Annotated in this window: 16 protein-coding genes and 1 tRNA gene; 5 read left to right on the top strand and 12 right to left on the bottom strand. The window is 48.6% G+C overall.

Translation table 11 applies throughout. The features are described 5' to 3' along the window. Positions 1-20: 20 nt before the first annotated feature. Complete coding sequence (locus ACTJJS_RS13230; protein WP_440664045.1) at positions 21-1613, bottom strand: RagB/SusD family nutrient uptake outer membrane protein; 1593 nt, start codon at positions 1611-1613, stop codon at positions 21-23. 18 nt (positions 1614-1631) lie between these two features. Beyond that, a complete protein-coding gene (locus ACTJJS_RS13225; RefSeq protein WP_440664043.1) occupies positions 1632-4745 on the bottom strand; it encodes a SusC/RagA family TonB-linked outer membrane protein in 3114 nt (1037 codons plus the stop codon). Positions 4746-5492: 747 nt separating this feature from the next. On the opposite strand from ACTJJS_RS13225, the gene ACTJJS_RS13220 reads away from it, so the two are divergent. Further along, positions 5493-6230, top strand: coding sequence for a hypothetical protein (locus ACTJJS_RS13220; RefSeq protein ID WP_440664041.1), 738 nt, complete (start codon positions 5493-5495; stop codon positions 6228-6230). A gap of 72 nt (positions 6231-6302) precedes the next feature. Here ACTJJS_RS13220 and ACTJJS_RS13215 read toward each other — a convergent pair. Further along, positions 6303-6374 (bottom strand) — tRNA-Arg (locus ACTJJS_RS13215). Positions 6375-6422: 48 nt separating this feature from the next. Then, positions 6423-6989 (bottom strand): MarC family protein, encoded by a 567-nt coding sequence (locus tag ACTJJS_RS13210; RefSeq protein WP_168871203.1) that lies wholly within the window; start codon positions 6987-6989, stop codon positions 6423-6425. 64 nt (positions 6990-7053) lie between these two features. Between ACTJJS_RS13210 and ACTJJS_RS13205 the strand changes: the two genes are divergently transcribed. The 4 genes from ACTJJS_RS13205 (at position 7054) to ACTJJS_RS13190 (ending at position 14045) form a co-directional block, all read left to right on the top strand. Further along, the gene (locus ACTJJS_RS13205; protein ID WP_343744752.1) at positions 7054-7638 is read left to right on the top strand and encodes a helix-turn-helix domain-containing protein; all 585 of its coding nucleotides are present in this window, start codon (positions 7054-7056) and stop codon (positions 7636-7638) included. Positions 7639-7763: 125 nt separating this feature from the next. Further along, positions 7764-10973 carry a SusC/RagA family TonB-linked outer membrane protein gene (locus ACTJJS_RS13200; RefSeq protein WP_440664038.1) on the top strand — a complete coding sequence of 1070 codons (3210 nt, stop codon included), beginning with the start codon at positions 7764-7766 and terminating at the stop codon, positions 10971-10973. Positions 10974-10993: 20 nt separating this feature from the next. Beyond that, positions 10994-12580 (top strand): SusD/RagB family nutrient-binding outer membrane lipoprotein, encoded by a 1587-nt coding sequence (locus tag ACTJJS_RS13195; protein WP_440664036.1) that lies wholly within the window; start codon positions 10994-10996, stop codon positions 12578-12580. Positions 12581-12743: 163 nt separating this feature from the next. Beyond that, entirely contained in the window at positions 12744-14045 is a 1302-nt protein-coding gene (locus ACTJJS_RS13190) for a DUF5690 family protein (RefSeq protein WP_440664034.1), read from the top strand. Positions 14046-14105: 60 nt separating this feature from the next. Here ACTJJS_RS13190 and tatA read toward each other — a convergent pair whose 3' ends face one another. The 8 genes from tatA to ACTJJS_RS13150 form a co-directional block, all read right to left on the bottom strand. Continuing rightward, positions 14106-14315: a twin-arginine translocase TatA/TatE family subunit gene (tatA, locus tag ACTJJS_RS13185; RefSeq protein ID WP_168871208.1), complete on the bottom strand. Its 210-nt coding sequence runs from the start codon at positions 14313-14315 to the stop codon at positions 14106-14108. Between the two features lie 132 nt (positions 14316-14447). Next, entirely contained in the window at positions 14448-15005 is a 558-nt protein-coding gene (gene cobC, locus ACTJJS_RS13180) for an alpha-ribazole phosphatase (protein WP_168871209.1), read from the bottom strand. Further along, complete coding sequence (locus ACTJJS_RS13175) at positions 14987-15766, bottom strand: adenosylcobinamide-GDP ribazoletransferase (protein WP_343744756.1); 780 nt, start codon at positions 15764-15766, stop codon at positions 14987-14989. Before ACTJJS_RS13175 ends, cobC begins: the two co-directional genes overlap by 19 nt. Next, positions 15763-16806, bottom strand: coding sequence for a nicotinate-nucleotide--dimethylbenzimidazole phosphoribosyltransferase (gene cobT, locus ACTJJS_RS13170; RefSeq protein ID WP_440664031.1), 1044 nt, complete (start codon positions 16804-16806; stop codon positions 15763-15765). The genes ACTJJS_RS13175 and cobT overlap by 4 nt, the downstream gene beginning before the upstream one ends. 8 nt (positions 16807-16814) lie before the next feature. Continuing rightward, positions 16815-17330: a bifunctional adenosylcobinamide kinase/adenosylcobinamide-phosphate guanylyltransferase gene (locus ACTJJS_RS13165; RefSeq protein WP_440664029.1), complete on the bottom strand. Its 516-nt coding sequence runs from the start codon at positions 17328-17330 to the stop codon at positions 16815-16817. Positions 17331-17434: 104 nt separating this feature from the next. Continuing rightward, the gene (locus ACTJJS_RS13160; RefSeq protein WP_440664027.1) at positions 17435-18763 is read right to left on the bottom strand and encodes a DUF5074 domain-containing protein; all 1329 of its coding nucleotides are present in this window, start codon (positions 18761-18763) and stop codon (positions 17435-17437) included. Between the two features lie 133 nt (positions 18764-18896). Then, entirely contained in the window at positions 18897-19493 is a 597-nt protein-coding gene (locus tag ACTJJS_RS13155; RefSeq protein WP_168871214.1) for a DUF6580 family putative transport protein, read from the bottom strand. A gap of 17 nt (positions 19494-19510) precedes the next feature. Further along, a complete protein-coding gene (locus ACTJJS_RS13150) occupies positions 19511-21451 on the bottom strand; it encodes a TonB-dependent receptor (RefSeq protein ID WP_440664025.1) in 1941 nt (646 codons plus the stop codon). Positions 21452-21541 lie beyond the last annotated feature (90 nt).

Below are 21541 nucleotides of genomic sequence, written 5' to 3'. Positions count from 1 at the left end.
TATTAAAAGAGAAAAGAGGATTAGTTGGATTTTACCGGTGCAGAAGTGCCACTGGGGGTATTGAAGTCCAGTTCGTTCTGTGGTACGTCCCAGTAATCGAGGTAGTTATATTCGATAGTGGCATCGTTATCGAGTTTATTGTCTGATTTTATCACCCATGCATGCTGGCGGCCACCACCTTGTGTAGCAGGTGCGGTAACGCCCCACCTTCTGGCATCATAGAACGCCACATTTTTGAGGAAGAGGCCAATTCTTCTTTCGCTGCGTAATTCTTCCAGTGCATCTGCCTGGGTAAGACCGGTGCCGGCTACATGTGGCAGTTCTGATTTCTGATAGTCGCGAACGTTGTCAATGTGTTTCAGTCCTTCTTCAATGTTACCCAGGCGGATGTTGGCTTCAGCGATCATCAGCTCATTTTCTTCATAAGAGCAGGCAACAGGCAATTCTGCGAGACCGGTGGTAGTAGAAGCCCAGTCTCCTCCGTCAGAAATTTCATAGAGGTACCATCTGGTGGCATATTGAGCACCCCTGTTTCTTTCGTTGCCATATGGTGCGTAAGGACCGTCTATATTACGTTCATAACGCTTGTCTCCAGCCTTAAAGTCCTGAACAAGACGTTCGCTGACATTGGCCCAGCCAATCTGTAAGCGATAAGGGGACCAGGCGGTGATGGAAACCAGGTCATTCACATCTGCGCTGCGCATAGTGAAGATCTTATCGTCTTTGGTTAAACCGGCAGTGGCCAGTGTCAGCACGTTGGTCCAGTCCGCATTGGTCATTTGCGCCACTTTTTTGTTCACCAGCAGGTTTCTGGCTTTGTAGGTGGCAATATGCCGTTTCCATGCATCGGGGCTTATTACGCCGCCTTTACCGGTAGCGGTAAAGTCCGGAATAAGACGTGGGAACAGCGCATTATAGGCACTGATGCTTTTTACTTTGTTCAGCTCTGCAACACAGGCGTCGAAGTTGTCGTTGCCTAATTTTACGATAGCATCATGTGTAACGAACTCACTGTTCATCAGGGTGCCGTCCACAAACTTATCGGCCTGCACGCCGGCGATATAGATGGAGCCGATGCGGGAGTAGGCAAATCCCTTCCACCAGTAAGCAAAGGCACGGATAAGGGCTTTTTTGGTGGCAACTTCGTCAGCGCCGCCTGTCATTGACAGGTCGTCTTTTGACGTGATGTCAAGGATCAGGTTCGCCTGGTTATTTACAAAATAAAGAGCTGCCCATTCGTTGTAGAATGCATTGTCATTGCCGAAGGAGCGGTCATTACGGTTTTTGAGCTCTGTACCTTGCGGACCTCCCTGGGGCGGGGTGAGCACTGTGCCGTTCGACAAGGTGATTTTGGAGACCTGGTTCACCCATCTCCATGAAAAGTTACCGGCACTGATAGTATAGCTGTCTCCCATGACATCATGATTGGCCAGGGCTATCCACCAGAATTCAAGGCCGAATTTATTGTAGATGCCAAGGGTGCCTCTGATGAGCCCTTCTTCTGTTTTCAATACCGCTGGTGTTGGTTCATTCGGGTTCAACAGGTCCAGGCTGCTCTTGCTGCAACTAAAAAGAAGGGATGCTGATAATATTGTAAGGAATATTTTCTTCATGATCGTGATTTTTTGTTTTTAGAAACCGAACGTTACGCCAATCTGTATAGACCTGAAGTTAGGGAAGGAATATACATCGATACCTCTTCTTATCGGATTGTTCACACGTGCACTGGCTTCAGGGTCCAATCCTGAATAGCTGCTGATAGTAAACAGGTTTCTTCCTGTAAGGCTGATTTGTGCGTTGTTGATGAATTTATTGGTCAGGTATTTATCCAGCCTGTAGGTCAGGGTCAGGTCGCGCAGTCTCAGGAAGGAACCATCTTCCACGAATACAGAGTTAGTGGTATTGGTATTGTAGAGACTGTTGTAGTACGCTACGAATGCACCTGTCTGACCGTTGATGGTAACTGGTTTTTCCAGGTCACTGCTGATTTTGTCAGCGTATAACCATTGGCGTGTCTGGTTATAAACCTGGCCGCCATATACCCAATCCAGCTGGAATGACAGTGTGAGCTGGCCATTGAAGGTAAGGGTATTGTTAAAGCTCATGTTGAATTTCGGAGTGGGATCGCCGATTTTTTTGTTCTCGGTACCGAACATAACGGATTTGGTAGTTTTGTTTACCACGTATCCGTTAGGACCTACTTCATAGTTGCCTTTTACAGCAGTGGCAGGTAGTTCATCCAGGCTGGTGAGCGGAGTAACACCAAAGAAAGCACCAATGCTTTCACCTTCTTTCAACACGAATTGACCTTCACCGGAACCGCCGATGGTAATAGGTTTGTGATTAGAGATGTAATCAACAATGGACCGTTGTTTGCCGAATTTTACGCCGAAATTCCAGTACATTTTTTTGCTTTCCAATACATCCAGATCGAAGGAGAACTGGAAGCCATCGGATTTAAGACCCAGCGCATTGGTCAGGATGCCGCTTGCTCCGGTGGAAGGAGACAGGTCGATAGCGCGGATAACATTACTGGATTTTCTGGTCCAGTAGGTGGGATTGATGAAGATTTTTCTGAACCATCTGCCTTTGCTTAACTCAAGACCAAAGTCGATGCCCACCTCTGTTTCCTTGGATGTTTCCACGGTGAGGTCGGGGTTGTTCAAAGTGCCTTTGAGGATAAGGTAGTTTGAATTGCCGATAGCACCTTTTTCGAGGGTGATCTGGCGGTCATAAACGCCTGGTTGTATACCGGCAGCGCCGTAAGCGCCTCTGATCTTCAGTTCATAAATGCTGGGCACTTTTAATAATTCGCCCAGTCTGAAATAGGCGTCACCACGACCAAAAGTAAATGGTTTGGTACCACGGCCGAACGCAGATGAATAGTCTACCCTCACACCGCCGGAGATACCAAACAGGTTGCCATAATCAACGCGCTGGTTGACCAGATAGCCATAGGTAACGAATTCTTCGCGGGTTTCATCATTGCTTTTGGAAGCGGCGTTCGCCATCGTAAAAGGAGGGAAAGGAGCGAAGCCAACGCCTTCCATGATTACGTTGCCATACACACGTTTACGCCAGTCATATGCGAATTGAGTGGTAGTAGTGATGGGCACTTTCATGTTAAAGTCGCGTTCAAAGTCTGTTTTTACAAACAATGTCAACAGCGAGTTCTGAGTGGTTTCATTATCTCTGTCATAACGGAGTTTTCCGGTAAATGGATCGATTCCTTTACCCGGAGTCAGTGTTTTTTCCTGATTATGAATAAAGTCGGAGAAGTCGTAGCGATAATAGTCAATACCGTATTTATAGTCTATTTCCAAATATTTGATAGGTTGATAGTTAAGGTTAATACCCTGTACTATACGGCTTGTTTTAGCTTCGTACGTTCTGTTTTGGAAAGAGTAGTAGGGATATACGGAGTTGTCTGTCAGGCTGGTATTGAAAGGATAATTGCCAATGGAGTCTTTGAACAGCAGGTCCTCATATGGATAGGAGGCCATAGCAGTACCGAGGCCACTGAAGATGTTATTTTGACCTGTGATGGCGCCGGTAGTGTTTTTGGAGGTAATGAGCTGTGTGGTGGACCTGAGCTTGAGGTTCTTCAGGATGTCTGCGCCTACGTTCAGTGACAGGTTTGTCCTGCTGTAATCTCCGTTAATAATACTCTGCTGTTTGAGATTAGACAGGTTGAGTGCAAAATCATATCCTTCCCGGCCGCCTGAAATGTTGATGGAGTTGTTATAGGTAGGAGCACTGTTTCTAAACAACTGGTCAACGTGGTCATAGGTAGGTTCCTTAAAGCTTTTATCTGTTACAGTGTTAGGGGTGATATCACGGTTTGGTTGTGTCCAGATACCCCTGGCGTCCGGCTTGATGCGCTTCCCGGAAGGATCGATGATGTATCCTTCTGCATCGGTGGGATAATAGTGTTTGTTAAGATATTTGAAGTTGCCTTTCAGCACATCGTCGAAGCTGGCCCTGGAGCTGAAGTTGACATTTATTTTACCTGTACGGGAACCTTTTTTGGAGAATAGCTGGATAACGCCGTTAGCACCTTGTGCACCATAGATAGTAGCGGCAGCCGCACCCTGTACCACTTCCACTCTTTCAATATTGGACAGGTCAAGGTCCGCGAGCCTGGAAGAGAGGTTGCCGGAAGAGCCGTTTTCACTGTTGCCGGCATTAACTTGCACACCATCGAGGAGAATCATCGGTTGTGTGCCACCAAGTGAGTTGATACCACGCAGGATGATTTGTGCCTGCTGGCCTGGTTGACCGGAAACAGACGATATCTGAGCGCCGGCTATTTTACCTACCAGCGCCTGGTCAATAGAAGCTGCTGGTACTTTGGGCAGGTCTTTTCCTGACAGAGATTCGACCGAGATAGCAACTTTTCTTCTGTCGGTGGCTGCGCCCACACCGGTTACAACTATTTCCTGTAAGCCTTTGGTGTCTACGTGCATTGCCACATCTACGCGGCTTTTACCACTGGTGGATACTGTTTGGCTGAGATAACCTACATAGGAGAAAACGAGAGAGGCATTGTCTCCTACCGCGATCTTATAACCTCCGTCGGGACCAGTCATGGTACCTGTTCTGGAGCCGCTGATACTAACGGTCACACCTGGTATTGGCGTTCCGTCTTTTCCATCTGAGACTTTGCCGGTGATCGTCCGTGTCTGGGCATAACTATGCACAATACTGCTGGCCACGAACAGCCATAAGAGTAGCAAATTTTTCATGAGCAATTTAGATTTGATTTTCTGAGATAACATTTAAAGACAGGAATTCCCCTACCATCTACAGGACATGGCTCCGAGTTCAGTAAAGAATAAAGGCAAATTCCCCCTTGATTACTGTGGGTTACTCACGAGTACGTTTGCAAATGGCAAAAAAAATAACGCAGGCCTGGCATAGCCCGAAATGACAGTATAAATCTTAGACAGTATGTCTTTTAAAAAACGAAAAACAAGTGTTTCTACGATGCTTTTAATAACGCTTTGATCATAGGTTGTTTAGATTTTTTAGGTTGAAAAAGTTTCTCTATTCCCGTCGAGGGTGCAACAGCACAATTTTTTTTAGACTTTATGATTATTTCGCCAATAATGAAATGGACTTGGTTCCAAACAATTCAGCAAATGTTATTGGGCAATAAGGATTAAATCAGATTTTGGTTATCTAGTCGCATGATCCCAAATATAGCTAAAACCCTGCTATTCAGCATAACACATTGGTGTTATAGGAAAGTTTACGGAAGATGTATATCAGCCGCAGATGAACATGCTGCGAAAATTGGAGGGATAACGGCAAATATTGAAGCACCTGTGGCAGATGTTAATACGGGAACGTATAATCGTAGCGGGCGCAGTACTTTTACATCATCAGCCGAAAAGGACCTACGGATACATTCATTGAAAGACACCCCAAAAGATATCTGATCGAAGGCTTCATGAATACCGAAGCACAAGATCATCCAACTGTTAGTAACGTTGCCCCAAAAGCAAAATCGCCCGTTCAATTTTCTGAGCGGGCAATTTTCTTCGTATCTATTTGTTAGTCTAAAATGTTCAATTCAAATGGCAAAAAAAATCGAGACAGGTGATATTTTTTACTGGAAGCTGGAAAGCCAGTCCCTGTTTATTTTCGGCAGGATTTTATTTGATGTGGACCTGCAGGTAGAGAAACCTATCGGCAACAGCGAAAGTTATTTTACATGTTATACTGGTTGTCAGCTTGTGGAAATATATAAAGGGATATATACCTGCCCGGAGGTCCCTGATACACTGGAAATACTGATTCCGAGAGTGTTTGTTTTCCGTATTGATGTAAAGGCCAATAAACTCCAATGGGGGAAAGCCGGATATATGGCGGTAGATTTCACTAAAGTTGAATTTCCCGAGGTGGTAGGAAATGCTTACAATGAAGTGAGGCTGATGAGAGGAGAGTTATATTTTAAAACCAGTATAAAAGACCCGGTTGCACATCCTGGTATACTGCCAGGCGCAGAGTTCCCAGTTGTTATTTTGGATGCGGCGCTCTGGCTGCAGGGAAGGGAAGACTTAATTGAGGGGAAGTATTATCCCGAAAGCCTGACAGATCTGGATTTACACTACCATCCCCAGGCACGACAACAAATTTACCACGACCTGAAAATCGATCCTGACAAAAGCTACTATGAACTGGCGAAGGAAATGGGGTTTGATCTGGGGAGGTTGTATCGGAAATGATGAATACCCACGTCCATAAATGAAAAACGCCCAAACCTGGCAAAGCTAAGTTTGGGCGGATTAATCTTTTAGTAGCCTCGTCAAGAATCGAACTTGAATCTGGAGCTTCGGAAACTCTTATACTATCCATTGTACTACGAGGCCAAAAGGGAACGCGAAGGTACATTTTCTCCGGAATAATCCCAAATTACGTTAAAGATTGATATTACTTTTAAAAATTTTTACCGCTATAGCCAGCAGGATAACCCCGAAAAACTTACGCAACACCATCAGTCCGGCCTTTCCCAGCAAGCGTTCTATGTAATTAAGGCTCTTCAGGACCAGAAAAACAATCAGCAGGTTCAGCACAATACCGGCCAGGATATTGTACTCCCCGAAGTTGGCTTTGAGCGACATAATGGTGGTCAGCGTTCCGGAACCCGCGATCATAGGGAAGGCGATGGGCACAATACTGCCGGATTTAACATCCTGGCCGCTCTTGAAAAGTTCAAGCCCCAGGATCATCTCCAGGCCTATGACAAAGATAACGATGGAGCCGGCTACTGCAAAGGAATGCACGTCTACGCTGAACAGGCGGAGAAACTGTTCGCCCACCAGCAGAAACAATACCATCAGGAAACCGGATGCCAGGGTCGCTTTGCCGGCGTCTATATGCCCCAGTTTCTCCTTCAGGGACACCAGCACAGGGATAGAGCCAACGATGTCTATTACGGCAAATAACGTGAACGCAATGGCTAGAATTTGGTCGATACTGAACATGCGACAAATATATAACGTAATGCATTAGCTTTCTCTCCCTATATTTGTCCCAAGACCGACCTATATGACCGAGGACATTATCATTCAGATCAGTAACAGGATCAAGGAAAAGCGGAAAGCCAAAGGCATCACCATACAGGAACTGGCCGACAAGGCAGAAGTCAGCAAAGGCCTTATCTCTCAGATTGAGAACAACCGTACCGTGCCCTCCCTGCTGGTGCTGATCAATATCATCCGCGCACTGAACCTCGACCTGAATGAATTCTTCAATGAAATAGACCAGCAGTCACAACAATCCAGGGTCATCATCAAACAAAAATCCTCCTACCAGGAATTCGAAAAAGAACCAGCCAAAGGATTCCAGTACAAAAGAATACTCACCAAAAATGTCAAACATTTCCCGGTAGACATCGTAATGCTGGAACTGAAAAAAGGCGCCCGCCGCTCCCAGATCGTTAAAACCGATGCCTATGAATATAAATATATCATCAAAGGCAAAGTGGAATACCTGATCGATAACGAGAAATATATCCTCGAAGAAGGCGACTCCCTCTTCTTTGACGGCCGCCTGGGACATAAACCCGCCAATATCGGCGAAGACACCGCACAAATCCTTGTCGTCTATTTCTTCCTCGAAAACGAAAAGTAGATAGTAAACTTTTTTGACGTATTATATACAAATACTTAACATTAAATTTAGTATAACTTAACATTCCCATCATATTCGAACTTAACCTTTGCATGGTAATAAACACCCCCTTAATCTAAATTGCCATGCAATCAAACCTACGACAGGCACTTACGCAGCTATGTGCCCTGCTCCTGCTTTTGCTGAACGTAACAACAGCAACAGCTCAACAAGCCATCACCGGAAAAGTCCTTTCCGCCGGCGACAACCAGCCGGTAATAGGCGCTACTGTAAAGGTGGCCGGCGCCCATAGAGGCGCTGTTACCGATGCCAATGGTAACTTCAGCATCTCCGCCAACGGTACTGATATCCTCGAAGTAAGCTCTATCGGCTTCCTGACAGGAAAATATCCGGTCAATAATCACAACTTTATATCAGTGCTCCTCCAACAGGATAAAAAAGCGCTCGACGAAGTAGTGGTAACAGCACTGGGTATACGTAAAGAAGTAAAAAGGGTAGGCTACGCCGTACAGGAAGTAAAGGGCGCCGACCTCGTAAAAGCCCGTGAACCGAACCCCATCAACGGCCTGGTAGGTAAAGTGGCCGGCCTTACGGTAGGTGCGTCCGCTGAACTGCTGGCCGCTCCCATGGTACAGCTCCGCGGCAACAACATCAACCTTTACGTGGTGGACGGGGTGCCCATCAACTCCGATACCTGGAATATCTCACCGGACGATATCGAAAGCTATACTGTCCTGAAAGGCGCCAGCGCCTCTGCGCTTTACGGCTCCCGCGGCCTCAACGGCGCTATCATGATCACCACTAAAAAAGGCTCCAAAGATAAAAGAGGTTACTCCATCGAGTTCAACTCCAGCACTATGTTTGAAAAAGGCTTCAACGCCATTCCGAAAGTGCAGGACCTCTATGGCCCCGGTGACCATGGTAAATACGCCTTCGTGGACGGTAAAGGCGCCGGTGTGAACGATGCGGACTATGACGTATGGGGACCTAAATTTGAAGGCCAGCTCATCCCGCAGTATGACAGCCCTATCGATCCGGCCACCGGCAAACGTACCGGCACTCCGTGGATCGCCCGCGGTAAAAACAACCTGCAACGTTTCCTTCGCACAGGTATGCTGAGCACCAACAACCTCGCGGTGTCCGCTCATACGGATAAAGCCGATCTGCGCTTTTCCCTGTCCAATTCCTACCAGAAAGGTATTGTGCCTAACACAGCGCTCGATATCGTTAATTTTAATATCTCCGCAGGATATAGCTTCTCGCCCAAACTGCGCCTGGATGGGTACCTGAACTACAACCGCCAGTCCAGCGACAACTTCCCGGACGTGACCTACGGCCCCAACAGCCTTATCTACAATACCGTTATCTGGGCCGGCGCCGACTGGAGCATGGACGACATGCGTAACTACTGGCAGCCTGGAAAAGAAGGCATCCAGTCCATCTATGCCGAATACCAGCGTTACCATAACCCCTGGTTCATGGCGTACGAATGGTTACGCGGCCACCACAAAACAGACCTCAACGGCTATGCTAAACTGACGTACAAACTGTCCAACAAACTGGAACTGATGGCCCGCACACAGGTGACCAGCTACGACCTTATCCGCACAGAGAAAATGCCGTTCTCCGCGCACCCCTACGGCCGCGAGGAAGGAAAAGGCGACTACCGCGAAGACAAACGCTCCCTCTACGAAAACAATACCGACGTTATGCTGTCCTATGCCAACGTGTTCCCCCACAAAATTGGTGTGAGAGCATCTGTTGGCGGTAATGCCCGTTCGTATAAATATAATTCCAGCTTCGTTTCCACCAACTACCTGAACGCTCCGGGATGGTATGGCTTCGGAAACTCCCGCGATCCATTGTATGCTACCAGTTACAGCGCACCTATGCTGGTGCTCAGCGCTTACGGTTATGTGGACATCGACCTGGGCAAATACGCCACGCTGTCCCTGACCGACAGGCTGGACAAGGCTTCCAACCTGCCGGTAACACATAATACCTATTCCTACCCGTCTGTTTCACTCAGTACCGTGGTATCTGATTATGTACACCTGCCGGAAGTCATCTCCTTCCTGAAATTCCGTGGCTCCTACGCCAACGTAAAAGGCGGCTTCACCGTACCCACTATCGGCGCTACGCCGGAGGCCAACTACCCGCTGGGATATGGCACGGAATATCAGTCTTCGTATGATGGTCCCCGTTATAACATGCCGGTATACAGCGTATCACCGGTATATGGTAACCAGGCCGCTGCTTATTATGCCCGCGTGATCGCCAACCCCGACCTGCAACCCTTTACCAGTAAAGTAACAGAAGTGGGAATGGACGTACGGTTCCTGAAAAATCGTATAGGCGTGGACGCTACCTACTTCACCAACCTCAACGGGCCGCGCATTTATACCCTGCTGTTGGCGCCCAGCACCGGCGACTCCGCTTACCTGGTGAATGGTGTAAACACGCGTAAAACCGGTTATGAAGTATCTGTAAATGCTACGCCCGTTAAAAACCCGCGTGGCCTTACCTGGACAGTAACCGCCAACTGGTCTACCTTCCAGGAAAAATACGTAAGCATATACGGTGACTATAACAAGCTTGACGCCTATATCGGTGTAGGCGACCGCGTCGATAAATTCTTCGGTACCAAATTCGTAAGAACACCCGATGGCCAGATCATCAACGGTCCTGATGGTCGCCCGATCGTTAATCCAACTAAACAATACCTCGGTAATGCCAGCGCAGACTGGGCCTGGGGCATCAACAACAGCTTCAGCTATAAAGGGTTTAACCTCAGCTTCCAGTTCGACGGCCGCGTAGGCGGACAGATGATAGACTATATCCAGCAGCAGACTTTCCGTGGCGGCCGCAACATCCTTACTACGGAAGGCGCTATGGGAGATGCCCGCTACCAGGACTATAAAGGCGTGAAATCATGGCAGGGAGAAGGTGTGGTGATTACCAACAATGTGCCCATTCAATACGATAACAACGGGAATGTCACCAACGCAGACAAACTGCAGTTTGCGCCTAACACCACCAAAACCTTCCTGCAGGATTATATCAGCGTGTATTACAAAACCAACGAAGCTAATCTGATCAGTAAAACTTTCGCCAAACTGCGCGAAGTAACGTTAGGCTACACATTGCCGGAGAGCCTGTTGAGAGGCACATTTATCCGCTCTGCCAACGTCTCTTTTGTAGGAAGAAACCTGCTCTATTTTGCTAAAAACAAAGATGTGGACCTGGACCAGTACCCTGGTGCCGATCAGGGCTCTTCCACACTGCAAACGCCTACCACGCGCCGGTTTGGTTTTAACGTTAATCTCACTTTCTGATCCGCTTAAACATGAATTGTATGAAATCACTGAAAATAGTTGCCTTTGCTGCGTTGGCTGGTATAGCCTTCAGCAGTTGCAATAAAAAGTTTGAAGATTATTCCATCAATACTAATAAACCCGCCAAAGTTCCGCCCAGCCTGGTATTGGGAGGCATTTTGGGAGATATGAACGCAGATAAGCCATGGAGCGCGGTGATGCGCTGGAACCAGTTTGACTGCTGTAACTATAACTACTATGGCGATCAGCGCTACGACTGGAACGGTGCTGATTTTTCCAGCTATTTCTCTCTGACCAATATACAGCAGATGGAAACAGAAGCTGCCCGGCTGGGAGGAAAGGACGTAAATCCATATACTGCTTTGGGTAAATTTGCCCGTGCCTTTTTCTACTACCGGCTGTCCAGCCTCGTAGGGGATGTGCCAATGAAATCAGCGCTGTTGGGCAAAGACAACATCACCCCAACTTACGACGCGCAGAAAGCCGTATTTGTACAGATACTGCAATGGCTGGAAGATGCCAATACCCAGCTGGGCGCACAGATAGCCAACCCTGACAAATCCAATACCGCAGAAGGACAGGTGCTGAAAGGTGATTTTTATTATGGCAACGATCTCACCAAATGGCAGCGCGCGGTAAACACGTTCCGTTTGCGCGTGTTAATCGCACTGAGCAAAAAATCCGGTGATGCAGATATCAATGTGGCGCAACAATTTAAAAATATCGTTGGTAATCCTGCCAAATACCCGCTGATGGAATCGATGGACCACAACATGCAGTTCATCTACAATAACATCAACAAGTACCCGTCCAACCCGGATAACCTCGGCTTTGACGCTACCCGATACAATATGTCGGCTACTTACCTTAATACGCTGGTGGGGCTTAATGATCCGAGGGCTTACGTGACCGCCGAGCCGGCCACCAAACAGATCAATGAGCTGCATAAGCTGCCTTCTGATATTACGGCCTATGTGGGCGCTTCTTCCGGTGAGAGCCAGGAAGATATGTCTTCTAAGATGTCTAACGTGGATACGGCCGTTTATTCCCTGCGCAGCAGAAGCCGTTACTATAGCAGCTATGCCGCCGAGCCTGGTGTGATCATCGGTTTCCCGGAACTGTGCTTTAACATGGCGGAAGCTATCAACCGTGGATGGATCACGGGAGATGCGGAGGCCTGGTATAAAAAAGGTATCAAAGCATCGCTGGGCTTTTACAGTATTCCTACTGAAGTAGCCGGTACTGTCAGCAAAACGTATAAGGGTATCCGTTATGACGTGCCTTTCGATTTTGAGAACGGTTATTATCAACAGGCGACCGTTAAGTACCAGGGCAACAATGCCCAGGGCCTGACGCAGATCCTGACACAGAAATACCTGGCGTTCTTTGAAAACTCCGGTTGGGAGGCGTATTTCAACTGGCGCCGCACAGGAGTGCCTACCTTCCTGACGGGCGCAGGCACGGGCAACAGTGGCGTGCTCCCCAAACGTTTCAAATATCCGGACACAGAGCGGTCTGCCAATACCGTTAACTGGACCGCTTCGCTGAAGAGCCAGTTCGGCGGCACCACCGATGATATTAATGCTGCTATGTGGCTCATACAATAACAAAAACAACATAAAGCCTGATGGCCCGGACAGATCGCTGTCCGGGCCTTTTTTATGGCCGTCTGGCTATACCGTTATTTAGTAATACTTAACAATTAGTTCAGTATTGCTTAACAATTAGTTTACATTGGATAGGCACCTTTGACCCAAATATTGAATGGAAATGCTGACTATTCCCTGGATACAGAAGCGGCTGGAGCGGGCGCCGAATGTTGTTTTGTCTTTGTACGCCGCATTGGTGGCCTTTGGGACCTATTCCTGCATGTATGCTTTCAGGAAACCATTTACGGCAGGCATATTTGAAGGGCTTTCTTTTTTGGGAGTGGACTATAAGATCTGGTTGGTGATCAGTCAGACGATCGGGTATGCCTGCAGCAAGTTCTATGGCATCCGTTTTATTGCGGAAATGAAGGGCAGCAACAGGGCGCAGTATATTATGATGCTAATCCTGATTTCATGGGCGGCATTGCTGGGCTTTGCCCTGGTGCCGGCGCCGTTTAATATAGCCTTTCTCTTTATTAACGGTTTTCCGCTGGGCATGATCTGGGGGCTGGTGTTCAGCTACCTGGAAGGCAGGCGGAGCACAGAGTTTATGGGCGCTGTATTATCCATCAGTTTTATTTTTTCTTCCGGGTTTGTGAAATCTGCCGGTAAGATGACCATCATATCCTGGCATATATCTGAATCCTGGATGCCTTTTGTAACGGGCCTGTTGTTTCTGGTACCTATTTTCATTTTCATCCTGCTGCTGGAGCAGATACCACCGCCAGGCGCGGAAGATGTGCAAATGCGTACGAAAAGAGTGCCCATGAACAAACAGGAACGCAGACGTTTTCTGCAAACGTTCCTGCCCGGCCTGGTACTGTTGATTGGCAGTTATGTGTTGCTGACCGTGCTGCGTGACATGCGTGACAACTTCGCTGCCGACATCTGGAAAGACCTCGGCTACGGAGCAGATACCGGTATCTTCACCCGTACTGAAATACCCGTGTCTGTGGCTATTATCGCCATCATGGGAATGCTGGTTTTTGTGAAGAACAACTATCAGGCATTTATGCTGAATCATGTGATCGTGATTTCCGGGTTTCTGATAGCGCTCGTCAGCACACTGGCTTTCCGGCAGCATCGCCTGGACCCGGTGTGGTGGATGACACTGACAGGACTGGGATTGTATATGGGATATATTCCCTTCAACTGTATATTCTTCGAACGACTGATAGCGGTATTTAAATACGCCAGCAATGTGGGCTTTATCATGTATGTGGCTGATTCCTTCGGATACCTGGGCAGCGTAGGGGTGATGCTGTTCAAGAACGCCAGTCATCTGCCCCTGTCATGGAGCCAGTTTTTTGGCGACGCTGTAGTAGGAGTCTGTGTCACAGGAATTGTAATGATGGTGGTATCTTCCTGGTATTTTAAAAAAAAGTATAACGGTGACAGCCTCAAACTCGGAATGGTGAACTAATAAAAAAAGCGAAACTGAAATTTCAGTTTCGCTTTTTTAATAGCTTTCTTATGCACGTATTTATGCCTTAGGTGCTTCTTTAGAGTCTTTTTTTGCAGGTTCATCTTTGGCATCTTTGAACTCGCGTATGCCACTACCCAAACCACGCATTAACTCAGGTATCTTTTTACCGCCAAACAAGAGGAGAACTACCAGTGCGATCAGCAGTAATTCTTTGATACCGATTTCCTGCAGAAACAAAAACGGGATATTCAAAAGTGATGTTGCCATTATAAACTGTTTTTTATTGTGTGCTTTTAATATACGGCGATTCCAGACATAAAGTTAGCACGAAATCAGAGTTTTTTCGACTTTTGCCCAGATATTTGAGAATTTTAATCTAATTCTCATAAACACAATAAATTACGAATTATAAAAAATAACTTTTATATCTCCGTTCTCCACTTGTAGTTGTGAAATCCGGCCATATTGGACCTTCAGATCAAAGGAATCCACCAGGGGCGTATTGGTGGCGTGGGCAAGAATGGAGCGGATGACGCCGCCATGTGTGACCAGCACCGCATTATTGCCTTTTTCGATGATTTCTTCCACTACGGCCATGGTCCGGAGATAGAGCTCTTCATAACTTTCGCCCTGCGGCACTTTCGCTTGCACAAAATCATCGGCCCAGGTTTGCAGCTCTTCCTTGCCAATGGCTTCCCAGGCCAGCATTTCCCAGGCGCCGAAGTTCATTTCCTTCAGCCGTTCATCGGTAATCACCTTGTCGCCAAACAGCGTGGTGGCCAGTTTATGACAACGTAGTAACGGGCTGCTATATACGTCGAAATCGCCTTCCGGCAGTTTCGCCTTTACTGCGGCGGCTTCCGTTTCAAAAGTGTCAGCTACGTCAATATCTGAAAAACCGTAACAGATGCCGCTTTCGATAGCCGGCGTAGTATGTCTTATGAGGTATATTTCCATGCGAGAATGCAAAAACACAAATATATGACTGTTTCAGAAACCTGCTGTACGGCCCCAAGGCAATCGCCGGTATAACCACCAATCCATTTGCTCATGAGACGGGCCATGTACCAGCGTACCAGGAATAGTGATGGCAGTATCAGCAGGAGGGCATAGTTGCCTGTAAAGGCAATTACCGCCAGCAGGGGAAGCAGCCCGAAAGCGCCTGCCAGTACCAGGTCAGGCAACTGAATGCCTTTGGATACGGGCTTGGCTTTACTGTCTTCATTTTCCCTGACATACTGATGGGTGTAGATAATACTAACGGCCACAAAGCGGCTCAACGGCTGCGCTATGATCACGGCCAGCATCACCTTGTTTAGCGTAAGCGGCACCAGGCAGATATATTTCAGGGTCATCAGCAGTAACAGCCCCAGCATGCCATAAGTGCCGATGCGGCTGTCTTTCATGATTTCCAGTATCTTTTCTTTGGTCCAGCCGCCGCCGAAGCCATCACACATATCGGCAAAACCATCTTCATGAAAAGCGCCGGTCACCCAGATGCTGATAATGATAGACAGCAGTACCGCTACCAGCCGGGGAGCGATATCGCCGAAAGCATATAACACGGCCAGCATGAAGCTGCCGGTGATCCAGCCTATCAGGGGCAAATAACGGGTGGCTTTATTGAGCATTTCAGGACTATAGGGCGCGCTAACGGTAACGGGTATACGTGTGTAAAACATGATGGCGGTTAGCAGGAGCTGCCACTGTTTCTTCATATCGTACGGTTTGAAACCTGGGCGCTGTTGAAGCTGGCCATTTCCTGCAGAAACAGCACAGCGCTTTGGATGACAGGAATAGCCATGGCAGCGCCGGTACCTTCACCGAGGCGCATGTCCAGCTCCAGCAATGGTTTTACGCCGAGAGACTGTAACATGGCCCTGTGGCCTTTTTCTTCTGAGCAATGTGCAAACACACAATAATCCTTTACGGCAGGTTGCATGGCTACGGCGGCCAGCAGCGCGGACGAAACAATAAATCCGTCAATCACCACCATCATTTTCAGGGCCGCGGCCTGTAGGATGGCGCCGGTGATCATGGCAATTTCAAAACCGCCATAAGTCGCCAGTGCCAGCTCGGGGGTAGGTGGTTTCAGATGGTGGGCCAGCACCTGTTGCAGGATGGCTTTTTTCTGTGCCAGCTGCTGGGCGTTGCTGCCGGTACCGGTGCCTACACAATCGGCAATGGACATACCGGTAAAGTGGCTCATGAGCAACGCTGCCGACGAGGTGTTGCCAATACCCATTTCACCAAACCCGATGATGTTGCAGCCCGCCGCGTGGGCCAGCTTCACTTCTTCGGCGCCGGCGGCCATGGCCAGCCGGCACTGGTCCGGCGACATGGCGGGGCCATGCAGGTAGTTCTGTGTGCCGCAGGCTATCTTACGGTCATGCAGCAACGGATGGGCCGGGAACTCGTGATTCACGCCGGCATCGACTACCGTCAGCTGCAACTGGTGCTGCCGGCAGAATACATTAATGGCCGCGCCGCCCTGCAGGAAATTATATACCATCTGCGCGGTAACAGCTTGCGGAAAAGGATTGACCAGCCCTTCGGCGGCAATGCCATGGTCGCCGGCAAAAACAATAAGGTGGGGATTGCGTAATTCGGGAGTAAGGCTGTTTTGGATCAATCCGGCCTGTAATGCCAGCTGTTCCAGCCTGCCCAGGGAACCGGGCGGTTTTGTTTTCTGATCGATCTTGTCCTGTAAGGCAGCTTTCAGCGCTTCGGACAAAGGGGAGACGACAATCTGCATCATGTTATGTTTTATAGGTCTCTTTTCTTTATTACAACCGGAATACCGGAAACCATTAATATGACGGTATCGGCTATACGTGCAATATATTGGTTGGCCCAGCCCTGAAGGTCTGTGAACTTGCGGCCGACGGCTGTTTCGGCGTGCAGCCCCATTCCCAGTTCATTGGTTACAATGAGGAAATGCCCTGGCAGCTCCCGCAGCGCGTCGATCTCCGCCTGTAGCGATGCCAGTGCTTTGTCAATGTCATAATCGTGGAGCGTAAAAAAATTAGTGAGCCACAACGTTACGCAGTCTATCACTACTGTCCGTCCTGCCAGCGGCAGCCGGCTTACATACAGCTCTTCTTCATAGTTGGTCCAGAAAGGGCCGCGCTCTGACTGGTGCTGCCGGATACGGGCCGCAAAATCCTCGTCCCATATTTTGGCGGTGGCCACATACACCGGCGGCTGGCCGGAAGCCAGCGCCTGATCTTGTGCATACCGGCTCTTACCGGAACGGGCGCCACCTGTAACGAGTGTGATCATATAGATAAATTGCGAATTATGAATTACGAATTGAGGGCTCCCTTATCGAGCGGTTATTTATTAACCTTTCCAAATGGGAGCCCTCAATTCGTAATTCGTAATTTCTAATTGAATACGGGAATAGCCGGGAAGAAATAGCCGGTATATGGAATGCTTTTCACCACAGCGCCGGAAGTGGCGTTATAGATAAAGAGCGTATTCTTTTCAAAATGAGTACCATAGCCGGGTTCTACACCAGTAGCCACCAGCGTGTTGTTACCCGGGTTGTACCGGAACCCTGCGCCATACAGTTCTCTGTCGGCCGGCAGGGTAACGAAAGGCGTCTGCAGGGAGGCTGCATTACCAGGCAGGTATTTATAGATTTCTTTACCATTGATGCCCCAATCATTGGTTTTCGCAATGAAGACCGCATTTTCGATGGTGGAGGCAGTGATCATTGTTCCGTTCCATGCGCCCCATGCGCCATATACCGGGAAGGGCAGCGCGATGGTGTTGACCGCCAGCGTAGTGGAGTTGATGGCATACAGGTTCTGGCCCTGGCCTGCCCATACGGTGCCGTCAGGAGTGGCTGCCAGGCCGATGTCTGCCTTTACCAGTGTGGCCGCAATGCTGAAATTACTGGCATTGAGGACTACGATACCGGCTGACTCAGACATCACAAACACATAATTGCCGGCTTTCAGCATACCGCCCACCTGGCCGGTGATACCGGCAATTTTAGCGCCTATGGCAAGCGAGCCGAGATCTACCGGGTACACGCCGTCGGTGGTGGAAAGCAGGCCGGTACTGTTGTTTACAGGACAAAATGCGTTGGCGGTGGCCGGTGGCTGCGCAGTACGGCCCAGCTCTTTCATGGAATGAGCATCGGCGGCTACCATCGGCGCGTCTTTGGACACCAGGTAAATCCGGTTGTTGAAAATAACGCCGTATTCGGCAGTAGTGCCCAGTGTTTTACCAGGATTTTCCCGGGAGTAGACGTTCTGGTACAGGGTGTCTTCTCCGTAGCGGTAGAAATTAACATCCCCGTTTGAATGCCCGAACCAGCCTTCATTCACAATGAAGAAACCATTGTCATACTTGTCAATTACCTTGATCTGGTAAAAATAGGAATTGAGACTGTTGCCCGCGCTTACCTTAAAAGAGATCGTATAATTGCCGGAAGCGGTGGGCTTAAAGGTATAGGTGGAATCAGTGCCTGCGACAACTCCGTTTACCAGCCAGAGGAAAGTAGGTTCTTTGGCATTGGTGAGCTGAGGGCGTAATACACGGGTATCACCAACGGCAATAGTGTCTTTACCATCTTTAAGTCCGGGGTTGCTGATAACAGGAATGACCACTTCTGCCACATTATCTTTCTGACAGGCGGAAAAAGTCAGCAATGCAGCTGCTGCCAGGAGAAAGAGCTGTTGCAGATGGCATGTAAATCTACGCATGGTACGGTTGTTTGTTGGGTCTAAATATTTAGAGATTTAGCTACTGTTACAGAGCAGGTTATTTTTATCTGTATAAAAACAACCGGTGCTCTGTAACAATAATTAAATCTCTAAACTAAAGTGAGGAAATATTTTAGTGGGCCAGACGCAGCTTACGTGCTACGATGGCATAGCCGCCGAAGAAGATGGCGCTGTATACCAGGGTGCCTATCAGGAAATACTTCATGAAAGGAATAGCCAGGATATAGCATTCAGTCAGGCCAGCCATGTCTCTGGTAAATGGCAAACCAGTGGTGATGTTAGTGGAACCGCTGATCCATACGCCGAAGTTGGAAACCAGGAAGTGGGTCAGCGCAGCTGCTACAGAGGCAACAGCAATACGGCCTGCGCTCATCTTGCGGATCACCAGCTGGCCAATCAGCACGATAAACACAAAGCTGATATAGTTGGCCGCCCAGCCTTTGTACAACAGGCCCTGCGCATACTCCCGGTGAAATACCTGCATCAGGATAACATCACTGAGAAATAAAGTCAGCAGTGGAAAAGCAAAGGATTTCCATCTTTCGGAAAAGGCAGCTCCGCCAAACAGCGCCATAGCGCCTACAGGCGTAAACATGGCGATCGGTTGGAGAGTAGACTGATCAGCTCCCAACACTACTCGTATAATACCTGCTACCAGCATAAACAGCAGCAGTATACCAAACCGGGGATTAAGATTTTTTAAAGACATTATGTTGGTTTTAATGTTTACAAATTCAACACAACACCGGCGTTACAGTTAAACCGGCGGGAATTATAACCAAGGATATCAAAATACTGATAATCGGTAATATTTCGAAACCCGGCGTAAATTTTAAGCAAGTTACCAAATTTATACTCACCATAGAGGTCCAGCGTGTAATAATCTCCCATCGGCTTCGTGCCCTGGTAGCGCTCACCGGTATAGCGGAAAGAGGCGCTGGTATAGAGGGCCGGTGTGATCTGATATCCTAAAGTGGCATTCACTGCATGTTTGGGAATCCTGTAAAGATTATACCAGGAGGTATCTTTCCCGTTCTGGCTGGTATGTAAACGGCCATCAGTATAACCGTAATTGACATTCAGGTCCAGCTGACGGGTAATGTGCCAGTCTGCTTCCACCTCCGCGCCATAAGCCCACTGTTTGTCGGCATTCACATAGTTGGTGGTAAAAAGGATCAGGTCTTTGGTGCGGCGGGCAAAACCGGTCACCCGGAAATCCAGCGCCTGGTTGGCAACAGTAGCCTGGTAACCTGCTTCGTAGCTCACCGTGGATTCCGGCTTCAGGTCCTTATTGCCATATATCGAAGTATACAGCTGGTACAGGGAGGGAATTTTATAACCAGAAGATATATTAATAAATACTTTATGATTTTGACGGATGAGATAGGAAGGATTGAAGGTGAAGGTTTGGTTGTTACCATAGATGTTATGGTAATTGTACCGGCCACCTGCCTCCAGGTTAAATCCGCCCAGGTTATGCAGTAACAGGGAGGCATACACGCTGGTCTGACGGGCATGGGCGCTGTCGTAGGACAGGCGGGTGACTTCCATCTGCGGATTGGGGTCCCACGGAGCGGGCTGGCCCAAACGCTGATTGAACTGGTCCATATTGGCAGCGGAGAAGGCGCCGCCAGCCACCAGCCGCACGATATGTGAAGCATTCCAGTTCACATAGCTTTCTACCTGGTGTATGTTGGAGGTGAAGTCTGATAGGTCATATTTACTGAAGCCGCTGGGAGCAACATAGCCGGAGTCATTCAGAATATGGCGTTTGGTACGCTGGTAGCTGTACAGCACATGCCAGCTGCCGTTTTTGAACTGGTACTCGCTGCTGAAACCATTGAGCAGGTTGTTGGATTGGCCGGTATAATCGCGGTCATCAATAAAAGCGCCTTCGTCGAGATCATGGTGGTAGTCGCTGTAATTGAACAGATACTGAAGCCGCCAGCGGGAGGTGGCTTGCAGGCCCAGTTTGGCGAATACACTATGCTGCCGGAAGCCGTCTTTATCGAAGCCTGCTTTGCCGGTGGAATCGTAGGCATCAGAAAGTCCGTCTGAAGTCTCGTATTTGTAGCCCAGCAGGTAGGAGAACTTGCCGGCATTGCCATAGGCGCTGACGTTGCCCAGGAAGCTGTTGTAGCTGCCATAGCTGGTATTGGCGGTTACGCCGATTTTCTTATCGCTCTTTTTCCGGGTGATGATATTGATCACACCAGCCACGGCATTGGAGCCATAGAGTGTGGACTGGCTGCCACGGAGGATTTCAATCCGCTCTACCATCTCGGGTGAAATAAAATTGAGATCAAAGGAATTGGCTATCTGGGAAGCATCGCTCACCGGGAGGCCATCTACCAGTACCAGGGCGTTGCCGTTGGAAGCGCCGCGCATGTATATTTCCGGCACAGTGCCCCGGTTGTTCTGAGCGCCGTTGATGGTAATACCGGCTTGCTGACTAAGAATGGCGGCAATCGTTTTACCGCTGTTTTTCTCCAGGTACTCATGGGTAAGGATGGTAACTACCTTACCGGTTTCACTGGCCTTTTGCGGCCCTTTGGTGGCTGTGACAGAAACCTCGTTCAACTGGCTGATCCGGGGCACAGAATCCTGCGCTGTAGCGGAAAAGGGTAAAGAGAAGAGGAGGGGAAGCGTGTAAATTTTTAAGTTCATAGGGGGCGAAATTACGAATTCGGCACTATGCACAAGATAAAAAAAAGAAGGCCGGATGATACGTCATCCAGCCTTACTTTCTAAATATGT

Origin of the sequence: Chitinophaga sp. 22308 (assembly GCF_052045305.1) — a bacterium.
Classification (GTDB): domain Bacteria; phylum Bacteroidota; class Bacteroidia; order Chitinophagales; family Chitinophagaceae; genus Chitinophaga; species Chitinophaga varians_A.
This window is presented reverse-complemented; position numbering and strand designations above follow the sequence as displayed.